8 protein-coding genes are annotated in these 7,655 nt (G+C 36.4%); all 8 read right to left on the bottom strand.

The window, feature by feature from the left end; translation table 11 throughout:
* Positions 1-117: 117 nt before the first annotated feature.
* The gene (locus ACE3RB_RS19380; protein WP_374465714.1) at positions 118-798 is read right to left on the bottom strand and encodes a hypothetical protein; all 681 of its coding nucleotides are present in this window, start codon (positions 796-798) and stop codon (positions 118-120) included.
* 8 nt (positions 799-806) lie between these two features.
* Complete coding sequence (rfbD, locus tag ACE3RB_RS19375; protein ID WP_374465715.1) at positions 807-1,685, bottom strand: dTDP-4-dehydrorhamnose reductase; 879 nt, start codon at positions 1,683-1,685, stop codon at positions 807-809.
* A 29-nt stretch (positions 1,686-1,714) separates the two neighbouring features.
* Complete coding sequence (locus ACE3RB_RS19370) at positions 1,715-2,200, bottom strand: thioesterase family protein (RefSeq protein ID WP_002983678.1); 486 nt, start codon at positions 2,198-2,200, stop codon at positions 1,715-1,717.
* Between the two features lie 70 nt (positions 2,201-2,270).
* Positions 2,271-2,774, bottom strand: a complete 504-nt coding sequence (locus tag ACE3RB_RS19365) for an OmpH family outer membrane protein (protein ID WP_374465713.1) — start codon at positions 2,772-2,774, stop codon at positions 2,271-2,273.
* 65 nt (positions 2,775-2,839) lie between these two features.
* Positions 2,840-3,394 (bottom strand): OmpH family outer membrane protein, encoded by a 555-nt coding sequence (locus ACE3RB_RS19360; RefSeq protein ID WP_079244001.1) that lies wholly within the window; start codon positions 3,392-3,394, stop codon positions 2,840-2,842.
* Between the two features lie 8 nt (positions 3,395-3,402).
* Positions 3,403-5,937 (bottom strand): outer membrane protein assembly factor BamA, encoded by a 2,535-nt coding sequence (bamA, locus tag ACE3RB_RS19355; RefSeq protein WP_374465712.1) that lies wholly within the window; start codon positions 5,935-5,937, stop codon positions 3,403-3,405.
* Between the two features lie 28 nt (positions 5,938-5,965).
* The gene (locus ACE3RB_RS19350) at positions 5,966-6,715 is read right to left on the bottom strand and encodes an isoprenyl transferase (RefSeq protein ID WP_041462081.1); all 750 of its coding nucleotides are present in this window, start codon (positions 6,713-6,715) and stop codon (positions 5,966-5,968) included.
* A 1-nt stretch (position 6,716) separates the two neighbouring features.
* Positions 6,717-7,607: a DUF6089 family protein gene (locus tag ACE3RB_RS19345; RefSeq protein WP_374465711.1), complete on the bottom strand. Its 891-nt coding sequence runs from the start codon at positions 7,605-7,607 to the stop codon at positions 6,717-6,719.
* Between the last annotated feature and the right edge of the window lie 48 nt (positions 7,608-7,655).

The raw sequence follows: 7,655 nt of genomic DNA, 5'->3' as shown, positions 1-7,655 counted from the left end.
GTTTCGTAATATTTACTCCTAAAACACTGAAAGGCAGGGGGAAAAATTTTAAACAAAAAATTTACTGAATAGTTCTTTTTTAAGATTGGATCCTAAAATAACTTTTATAATTGATTTTTATGGATGGTTCTCTTTATAAATTACGCTTAAAAATTCTGCATAAGACTTTTCCAGACCAATAATATCTCCGGATTTCAGATTCAAACCTCCTACTCCTGTATTATCTGGCTTCACTTTTAAAGATGAAACCTGGAAATAAAGATTGTCGTCATTGGCTTTTGGCTGAACTTTCACTGTAGAGCCTAACAATTTTTTTGTTGAGATGGTATAGATTTCTCCGGGAACAACTTTTAATTTTAAAAATGTTCTTGGCGGGATGGTATAGTCTTTACGGTTGATGCTTATTTTCTGATCTTTTTCAGAGGACGCAAATATATACATCTCCCCATACTTAGCCGTCAACTTTTCTTTAGGAGTATAATATAAAGCAACTTTATAATTGGCAGCATTGAACGGCTGGGGCGTACCATCAACATTCTCGAAAGGTTTTAACTGAAATGTATTGGCACCGATCTCTTTTGCTTTTTTATATACGAGAGAAAATACAAGTGCATCATCTTTTGAAAATCCTTGTACTTCTACTTCTCCTAAATAAACAGCATCTGTGGCGGCGGCGTCTTTTCTGTAAAAGAATTTATCCGGGTTGTCATTTGTTTTTTCAACCCTGGTCATATAAACATTCTGAGCGCTCCACAGCTGGATACATAACACGGAAAAGATGATTGCAATATTCTTCATATTATCTATTATTGGTGTGCAAGTATTTCAACACATTCTTCAAGACTGTTTTCCCAATGTTTGGGTTCTATTTTGTATATCTCTTCAATTTTATCCAAAGACATAGTGCTTCTTACAGGTCTTTTGGCCGGAGTAGGATACTGCTCGGTGGTTATGGCATTTAATTTTACGGGTGATTTTGAAAACTCGGCAATTTTTCTGGCAAATTCGAACCATGTTGTCTCGGGATAGTTTGAGAAGTGGAAGATACCATAGGTTTTTTGCGGAGCCTGGATGATCTGCATAATTGCTTCTGCCAAATCATTTGCATTGGTTGGCTGCCCGAACTGATCAGCCACGATTCCCAACTCATCTTTCTGAGAGAACAGATGAAGCATTGTTTTCACAAAATTCTTGTTGAATTCAGAGTACAGCCATGAGGTTCTCAGAATGATTGTTTTTGGATTAATTTCCAGGGCAAGCTCCTCTCCTTTTCTTTTTGATTCTCCATATACCCCTACCGGATTGGTAAAATCATCTTCGGAATACGGTAGATTGGTAGTACCATCAAAAACATAATCCGTAGAAACATGAATCAAAATAGATTTATATTCTGCACATGCCTGAGCAAGATGGGCTACTCCATCAGCATTTACAGCAAAAGCTTTTTCTTTTTCCTTCTCTGCCAGATCCACCGCCGTATATGCAGAAGCATTGATGCAGTAATCAGGTTTGTTTTCATAAAAGAAATCGTTCACCTGTTCTTCACTGGTAACATCTAATGTAGAGGAGTCTGTAAATAAGAATTCATACTGATGTTCAAAGTCAGGAGCTATCTTTCTTATGCAGTTGCCAAATTGCCCGTTACTACCTATTACTGCTATTTTTTTCATTTGTTTATTATTAATTTTTAAATTGGAACCTTTAAGAAATGAAATTAAGAGTTTTTTGCATTCTGGCTCCTTAAGAACTTCACTCTTGACTGGAAGTCTTTCTGGATAAGATCTACATAGAATTTATCAAAAATTCCTTTGATCTCTTCAGGATGGACTTCAGATTTTCTTGTTTTGACATTAAAATAAATAACAGTCACCCAAAGTACGGCATGAATTGTTTTTTCATCCAGACTTTTCATCAAAATTTCGACTTTTGCCGTCCTATCCTGAACATCTATGGTTTTGCTGCTGATGACTACCTGCGTATTGTATCTTACTTCTTTTAAATAGGCTATTTCATTTTGAATGGCAATCCAGGTACAGCCGGTTTTCTTGGTATATTCTTCGTAAGTGAATCCGTAAAATGTTTCTACATGATCTTCTCTGGCATTGAACATATAATCCAGATATTTTACATTATTCAAATGTCCTATCGGATCACAATCACTAAACCTAACCTTGACCGTCGTTGATACTTCTTTTTCCATTCCGCAAAAATAAAAAAACCACCTCTAAAAGAGGCGGTTGGTTTTATAAATCTTTGTTAATTTGCTGAAATTATTGAATTCCTAATTCTTTTTTCACAGCTGGAGTTGCATCCGGTCCTGCTTTATAAAGGAATGCTGTTGAGTTTGCATCCATAATATAATCGTATCCGTTAGCTTTAGCTACTTTTTCTACTGCATCATTTAATTTTTTCTCAATAGGTCCGAAAGCTACATCTTGCTTAGCCTCTAGATCTTTTTGAGCTTTTTCCTGCATTTGCTGAATTTCATCAGCTAGTTTTTTCATCTCCTCTTCTCTAGCTTTGTTTTCATCAGCTGTTTTTTTAGGAGCTTCTGTCTGATATTGCTGATATTTAGTCTGAGCTGCGTCAGCTTTTTTCTTAATCTCAGCTTGTTTAGTATCTAAGAATGTTTTAAGATCAGCATCTGCTTTCTTTTTCTCCGGCATTGCGTTAAGAACTCCCATTACATCTAAAGTAGCAATTTTTTGAGCTTTTGCCATACCTACAGATACAACCATCATTACTGCTGCAAATAATACACTTAATTTTTTCATAACTGGTAAATAAATAATTTAATTTGTTTTTAGATTTTAAAATATAGCAAAAGTTAATTCTATTATTATTTTTTGCCTTTGCTATTTGTTTTTTCCTTCTTGTCTGTTCCTTTCAACAGAATAGACAGTACTTTCTCAGTGTAATCATATTTTGACTGAAGGAAAATAACACTAATGTTATTGCTTTTATCAAGAACTATGCCCAAGCCATTTTTTTCGGACATTGTTTTGATGGCTCCCCAGATCTGATCCTGAAAAGGCTGAACCAGATTTGTTCTCAGTTTTGTAATTTCACCGTTAGCTCCAAAACGTAAGCTTGTTGTCGTTTTAATATTTTTATCAAGGTCTGTAACTTCTTTTTCGCGAAGTTTAAGCTGATCACCTATCAATAATACTTTTTCACTTTCAAAAGCAGCTTTTTTTCTTTCATATTCAGACTGAAGGCTCTGAAGTTCAGACTCCCAGGTGTCAATCTGAGAATTTAATCTTGCTTCAGCTTCTTTATACTGAGGTAATTTATTCAGAATTTCGTTGGTATCCACTACTCCTATTTTCTGGGCATTGTTTAACCCGAAAAGCAAAAGTAATGCGAATGTGAAGATTATTTTAAAGTGCTTCATATCTGTAATTATAATGTTTGGTTCATCAAGAAGTGGTTTCTCCATCCGGACTTATCACCTGATAATGTCTTATCAAGACCTAATGCAAAGTCAAATCCGATCAATCCAAATGCTCCCATATAAACTCTTACGCCAACTCCGACTGATCTTTTCAGCTGGAACGGGCTGTAAGTGCTCCATGAATTCCATACGTTACCTCCTTCAGCAAATGTTAGTGCATAGATTTTTGCAGTCTGGCTCATTGAGATCGGGTATCTTAATTCCAGGGTAAATCTATTATAGATTGTACCTCCTCCCTTCTGAGTAATATCTTCTGCCTGACCTCCTTCTGTAGTGGCATTTTCATAACCTCTTAAAGGAATCAACTCTCTACCGTCATATCTACCTCCGAAAAGACCTGTACCACCCATATAGAATCTTTCAAATGGCGGTGCTCCCAACTGGTTGTTATATCCATCCATGAATCCCATTTCAGCAGAAGACCTTAAGACAAGTTTTCCAATGATTTCATTGTAAACGTCTGCTTTAAATTTGATTTTGTAGAATTCCATCCACTTGTACTTGTCAATGGCTGACATTGATGAGTAGTCTTTTTTCTTAAACAATGAGTATGGAGGAGTCAGTTTTGCTGAAAGCTCTATATTGGATCCCATTGTCGGGAAAATCGGGTCGATACCTGCCGAGTTTCTGCTCAATCCTAAATTGACACTGAAGTTATTGGCAGTCCCATTATATTCTGTAGTTTCACCAAACTGGAACGGATAATTGTTGAAGTCATACTTCTGGAACTGTAATCCTGTATACAATGAGAAATAATCATCAGGCCAGTTCAATAATCTGTTCAATCCTACTGATGCAGAGAAAATATTCAATTTTTGGGCACTTCCATATTGGTCTGTATATCTTACTCTGGAGTTGTTCAAACTTACAGAAAGGGCTGTTGGTCTTGTACCAAATAACCAAGGCTCTGTGAATGATATTCCATAGTTCTGGAAGTATTGTCCAGCCTGCACCTGAATAGAGAAGGTTTGCCCATCCCCTTGAGGTACCGGTTTGAAATCTTTAAATTTAAGGAAGTTCTTTAACGAGAAGTTATTAAATGTCAATCCTAAAGTTCCGATAAAGCTGTTACCACCGTAACCTGCCTGCAGCTGAACCTGAGAAGATCCTTTTTCTACAAGCTTCCAGTTAATATCAACGGTATTATCCACCTGGTTTGGCTGAATATCCTGACCGATCTGCTGAGGGTCAAAGAATGACATCCCTGCCAAATCGAAGTATGTTCTTTTAATTTCTGTTTTCTTGAACAGCTCGCCCGGTTTTGTTCTTAGTGCCCTAAGAATCACGTGGTCATGGGTGGTAGTATTCCCCTGCCATGTTACTTTGTTCCAGGTAGCCTGTTCTCCTTCATTAATTCTCACTTCAAGGTTTACAGCATCTCCTGACACTGATTTTTCAACAGGCGTTACATTAGAGAAAAGGTAACCGTTGTTCATGTAAACAGATTTGATATCTGAATCATCTTCTTTACCACCGTCTTCTCCAACTTTTTTGTTAAATCCAACTGCATCGTAAATATCTCCTTTCTTATATCCTAATAATCTTTGTAAGTATTCTGTAGAGTATACCGTATTACCCGTGAATGTAACATCCCCGATGTAATATTTCTTACCCTCATTAAGTTTTACATTGATTTCGTAGTTGTTTCTTTTGTTTCTCCATACTGAGTCTGAAACGATTTTTGCGTCTCTATACCCCAAGGAGTTATAATAACTGATAAGGCTCTGCTTATCTTCCTGGTATTTATCTTCAATGAATTTTGAGGATTTCAAAATACCACCGATCCCGAAACGCTTTTGTTTGGTTTCTTTGAAAGCTTTGTTTCTAAGCTTTCTGTCGGTTACATTTTCGTTTCCTTCAAATTCAATATGGTCAATTTTAATTCTTTTACCCTTATCTACATTAATTGTCCAGTCTACCAAAGCAGGGTCTCCTGCATTTACTTTATCCTGAATCGTGATTTTGGCATCCGCAAAACCTTTTTTAATATAGTCTTTAGGGACATTGGTCTTAAGGCTTGAAACCAGGTTCTGAGTAATTTTGGTTCCCGGTTTAAGGTTATTATCCTTCGCCAGCTTTTCGCTTTTAGATTTACCGATTCCTTTGCCTGCAAATTTCACTTCTCCAAGTTCCTTCAGATCCTGCAGGTAAAATTTCAGAACGATAGTCTGTCCTTCAATGCTTTGAACATAAACCTCCACTTCAGAAAAAGATTGGGTATCCCAAAGTTTTTTTACAGCGTTGCTGATTTTCTGTCCCGGAATGTCTACACTTTCTCCTTTAGTAAGGCCCGTGAATCTCAAGATCTGAGCTGGTGTATATTTTTTTACCCCATCTACAACGATGTCTTTAAGTGTATAAGTTCCTGCCTCATTTTCTGCATGTACAGCATTATTTACTTTTGTGCTGTCTTGTGGAGTTACTTGTCCATAAAAATGTGCAGAAGCAGCAAACATAATGATGGGTAATAGTCTAAACTTCATTTTATCGAGTCTTTCTTTTCTTAAAATTTTATTGGCCTTTTACTTGCTCACCGGTTAACCCGTATCTTCTTTCTTTGTTTTGATAATCTACAATACATTGGAAGAAAATATCTTTGGTGAAGTCCGGCCACAGAACATTTAAAAACTGTAATTCTGCATAAGCAATCTGCCAAAGCAGGAAGTTGCTTATCCTTATTTCACCGCTGGTTCTGATCAGTAAATCTACAGGAGGAAAATCTTTTGTATACAGATAGCTTTCGAATAAACTTTCGTTTATATTTTCTATCTCAACTTTTCCTTCTTTTACATCAGAGCTTATATTTTTTACGGCTTCCAGTATTTCATTTTGTGAGCCATAGCTTATAGCCAATACAAGGTTTCCTTTTGTGTTTTCTTTTGTGAGCTCTACCACACGTTCCAGCTGCTCTCTTACCAATGGAGGCAGTTTGTCCAGATTTCCTATAACATGCATCCTTAGGCCTTTGCTGAAGATCTCTTCTGCTTCAAGCAGTAAAGTTTCTACCAACAGATTCATAAGGGTATTCACTTCTTCAGCCGGACGACTCCAGTTTTCTGATGAGAAGGTATACAATGTTAAATAAGGGATATTGATCTCATTACAGGCATTAATGGCATTTCTTACAGCATTAATGGCATTTTTGTGACCGAAAGTTCTTTCTTCGCCACGAGATTTTGCCCATCTTCCATTACCATCCATAATGATGGCTACGTGTTTCGGTAAATTCTCAGAATTTATTTTATCTTTAATCAACGACATATTATTCACAATAACATGGAGGTCTTCCGAACGAATAAGTGAGTCCTAAACTGAACGTATTTATCCAATCATTAGATCTGGTATCTCCAATATTTCTCTTTTTAATAAACTCTGCTTCTCTTTCTTTAGAAACTGCATAGTAATTTCCTGACTGTAATAATGAACCTCCGGTAGCAGGGTCCAGAATATCAGCATTAAAAGAACTTTTTACATCTTTGGAAAGGATTTTACTGTAATCCAGCTGATCCGTCAATGTATATCTGAATGTAGCTTCTGCAAATACAGCCCATGAGTGGTTGAATTTATACTTCAAACCTACACCAAAAGGGATATGCATGGTTACTTTTTTCCCTAATGAATAATTGGTTGTAGTGGTAAAATCCAATTCATTGATCGGAGCCTGTGCTACACCATCCGCATCTCTTCTGAAATCATTCACAAGAGTAGCTTTGGGAGCATCAAACATCAAAGCTCCTACCCCTCCGAAGATGTAAGGGCTTATCATGCTGATCTGCTCATTATTAACAGGAAAAAAGTTATATTCAAACATTAAACTCGCCTCATACACGTTATTTTTTCCGTATGAGTTTCTATTTCTTCTATAATCTTCTTTTGCCGCTTTATCACTAAACTGGATCTGGTTGTATCCTAAATCCAATCTAACAGTCTGATGCGGGTTAAAATTAAATCTATATAATAAACCACCATAAAACGGGACACCCCAATCTGACGTTCTGCTTAAATCCAACGGCTTTTGTAAAATATAATTTGTCCTTCCTACATCTCCCACTAGGTTACTCATACCTAGACGAACTCCCAATTCGTTTCTTTGTGCTTTAACACCTACCACTCCAAGGAAGGCAAGGAAGCTAAACAATAATTTTTTATTCATAAAAGAATATGGATTTATGGTTATTTTAAAATTTAATTTTTGCAAATA

The organism is Chryseobacterium sp., from assembly GCF_041914225.1.
Classification (GTDB): Bacteria; Bacteroidota; Bacteroidia; order Flavobacteriales; family Weeksellaceae; genus Chryseobacterium.
This window is presented reverse-complemented; position numbering and strand designations above follow the sequence as displayed.

Excerpts from the sequence above, each read along its gene's own strand:
- ACE3RB_RS19380 (WP_374465714.1), bottom strand. The coding sequence starts at position 798 with ATGAAGAATATTGCAATCATCTTTTCCGTGTTATGTATCCAGCTGTGG.
- ACE3RB_RS19370 (WP_002983678.1), bottom strand. The coding sequence starts at position 2,200 with ATGGAAAAAGAAGTATCAACGACGGTCAAGGTTAGGTTTAGTGATTGT.
- ACE3RB_RS19365 (WP_374465713.1), bottom strand. The coding sequence starts at position 2,774 with ATGAAAAAATTAAGTGTATTATTTGCAGCAGTAATGATGGTTGTATCT.
- ACE3RB_RS19360 (WP_079244001.1), bottom strand. The coding sequence starts at position 3,394 with ATGAAGCACTTTAAAATAATCTTCACATTCGCATTACTTTTGCTTTTC.
- bamA (WP_374465712.1), bottom strand. The coding sequence starts at position 5,937 with ATGAAGTTTAGACTATTACCCATCATTATGTTTGCTGCTTCTGCACAT.
- ACE3RB_RS19350 (WP_041462081.1), bottom strand. The coding sequence starts at position 6,715 with ATGTCGTTGATTAAAGATAAAATAAATTCTGAGAATTTACCGAAACAC.
- ACE3RB_RS19345 (WP_374465711.1), bottom strand. The coding sequence starts at position 7,607 with ATGAATAAAAAATTATTGTTTAGCTTCCTTGCCTTCCTTGGAGTGGTA.